Annotated in this window: 4 protein-coding genes; 1 reads left to right on the top strand and 3 read right to left on the bottom strand. The window is 38.3% G+C overall.

All coding sequences use genetic code 11. The features are described 5' to 3' along the window. Positions 1-440: hypothetical protein (locus DXN05_RS24435; RefSeq protein ID WP_147314092.1), on the bottom strand; the 440-nt coding region annotated here is incomplete at its 3' end. Positions 441-583: 143 nt separating this feature from the next. Between DXN05_RS24435 and DXN05_RS24440 the strand changes: the two genes are divergently transcribed. Further along, on the top strand, positions 584-1,171 hold the full coding sequence (locus DXN05_RS24440; RefSeq protein WP_116849941.1) for a DUF4291 domain-containing protein: 588 nt from the start codon (positions 584-586) through the stop codon (positions 1,169-1,171). Positions 1,172-1,173: 2 nt separating this feature from the next. On the opposite strand, the gene DXN05_RS24445 is transcribed toward DXN05_RS24440, so the two are convergent. Both DXN05_RS24445 and DXN05_RS24820 read right to left on the bottom strand, forming a co-directional pair. Beyond that, positions 1,174-1,677: a HEAT repeat domain-containing protein gene (locus DXN05_RS24445; protein WP_116849942.1), complete on the bottom strand. Its 504-nt coding sequence runs from the start codon at positions 1,675-1,677 to the stop codon at positions 1,174-1,176. Next, the coding region (locus DXN05_RS24820) for a hypothetical protein (RefSeq protein ID WP_211330144.1) at positions 1,674-2,664 on the bottom strand (991 nt) is incomplete at its 5' end. The genes DXN05_RS24820 and DXN05_RS24445, both read right to left, overlap by 4 nt.

The raw sequence follows: 2,664 nt of genomic DNA on the forward strand, positions 1-2,664 counted from the left end.
AGCAACACCGTGGGGTTAATGGCTTTCAGCCAGCCCTGTAAGGTATAGGCATAATCCAGTCCCTGCACCTGCAATTGTCCGAGGGTAGCCCTCGACAAAGGTCCATGCCGGTAGTAGGCATAACGTGCATCATGCTCCCAGTAAGTACTGTCAAGACTGGTACGTACATCAATCAGCCTGTTCTCCGCATCGTATTCGTATTTCTGGTAAAAGGCATCTTTCAAGCCGGGCTGGTAAGATACCTGGTTAACCTTGCCGCTTACCAGGTCATAATCGTACACTATCTTTTTATAGCCGTTACCGTTGGCATCATTCATTACCCCTTTATTGTATTGCTGCAGCAGGGTATCTACGTTGCCATGTATATCGTAGCTATAGCGTGTGGCAGATGCGTACAGGTTTGCAATCAGGTCTGACGCATTATCGTATACAGCAGACATTTGCTTTACCACTAATATCTCAGATCTAATGCTCTTTTCAATTGATGGATACGAAAATCAAAATTAACTGTATATAAACCGTACAAAGCGAATCATATCAAAACAAACTGGTAAGTTTGTGTCTCCATTAATAAAATATTACTGTGGGCCTAAACACTATTCGCGCTCTTTTTGATAAACACACTATCACTGTTTATCAAGCATACAATAAAAATATTGCCCAATTAGCTGTTAACTCGCAAACATTCGTTTCCCCCCCATTTAAAAAAGAACGAATGACTTGGATAAAACCGTCTTTTCTTTGGATGATGTACCGCTCAGGCTGGGCAACAAAGGAAAACCAAGAACATATCTTAGCAATAAAGATAAAAAGAGCAGGATTTGAATGGGCGTTGGCTAATGCATGTCTTTCTCATTTTGATAGCAAATTATACTCCTCATATGAAGAGTGGAAAAACCTTCTGTCAAGACTGCCAGTAAGAGTACAATGGGATCCCGAACGAGATTTGAAATTCAATTCTTTAAACTATAGAACAATACAGATAGGCCTTTCTGGCATCGCGGTTGACTTATACATAACAAACTGGATAACAGAAATCACAGACATTTCTGATCTCTGTATAAAAACAAAGCAAGTTCTAATCGACGGAAAAATAAGTCAGGCAATGGACATGCTCCCTAAAGAGGAAACTTATCCTTTGCCCGACACTATTGCTGACAAAATACGATAAGCTTACCGGTTATAAGACACTAATTGTTTTTCAGCCTTTTCTTTTATTATGGGTATGTCAGATGTAGCAAGCAATCTCAATTTTTCTCGAGCAGGCTCTGTATTAATATCTCCTAACGCATAAATACATTTTCTTGCTAAAGAATAGCTATCGTCATAATCCATATAAGCGGGTTTATTTAGCGCCCGATTATATAAACACTCCACAGTATTAGGGCTTTTGAGTTTTTGCAATATAAACACAATATCTTCATGCTTATAATGCCACTCTTCCCCTAGCAGTTTACATAAAAGACTGCTAAACTGCTCTGTAAAACAATCAAATAAAAAACCCAATAACAGTTGATATTCAATACCCTCTGGATCTTTCTCAATACATGCTTTTTCTACACCATCCAAAACAATAACGTCATTTACAGGCTTTGCATAGTGTATTAAAAAATCTCGTTTAGTAATAGCATTTGCTGCCAACTCAAGAATTAGTTCTTTTTCATTATCAGTCATCATTTTAATACTTTAACGCTTTGAATATTTTTATTAAATATTTCTAATGCCTTTCCATTTCCAAGGCCAATATTTATCTGAGCTCCCTCCTGCTTAAAAAACGCATTAGATCCTTTCCATCCTTCCTTTGGAATATTCGGAAGTTTCAACCTGCGCGTTAAAACATGGTGCGGATCTCTTACTCCAATCGATTTTAACTCCTGAAGAGTACCCTCTTTCACATTTATCTCTAATAAAACACTCCCCTCTCTTTTCGCATAGCTCTCAGCAAAAGATCTTGTTGGAGATACAAAAGTTTCTGAAGTGGCTGGAATTTCGCCTGTTTTCAAAAATGATTGATAATCCGCACCACTAAGACCGCGATAAAAAGTTTCACCAGTTAAGGGACCGGCCAATCGCGCTAATGCTAAATCACAAACTGCTCCCAAAATTACTGATTCCATTAATGAATTAACTTGGCTTTCTTCCTTTTCGGCACTGGACCTAGCGTTCTTGTCTTTATATACTCGATCCCAAAATGCAGTACTTTTATTTACTGAAATCCCACCAATTGAAGGAGGAGAAACATATCCCTCCAATTCAGGAAAACTGTTTAATATTTTTAGTAAAGCGGTATAATCATCGTCTTTAACAGTCAATGCTCCTCCGAAAACATCAGAACGTGTAACACCCGTTGCGGGAGCATTTACGGCAGGATCAGGAAAGAATTGGGTTGGTTTAGAAGACGTAAAGCTTCCGGTTGCTTTGCTGATATCTCTATGAACATAGAATGTATTTGCAAGATTATCCTTAACGACTTCCACCCACGTATATGTCACGGGTTTATTCACCATATGAAGAATACCATCAGTTCCAGCCTGCGCAACAGGTATATAAGTTGTTAAGTAGTGAAAATGAAATTCATCATTACCATCTGGATCGATAATATTATTAGGACTGTTTCTGGCAAAAGAATATGGAGACTGATATGTTTTTGGATGCATATCTGTC

This window comes from Deminuibacter soli, assembly GCF_003412455.1.
Classification (GTDB): Bacteria; Bacteroidota; Bacteroidia; order Chitinophagales; family Chitinophagaceae; genus Deminuibacter; species Deminuibacter soli.

What these genes read in the sequence shown, in the direction of transcription:
- DXN05_RS24445 (WP_116849942.1), bottom strand. Translation starts at nt 1,677, where the DNA reads ATGATGACTGATAATGAAAAAGAACTAATTCTTGAGTTGGCAGCAAAT.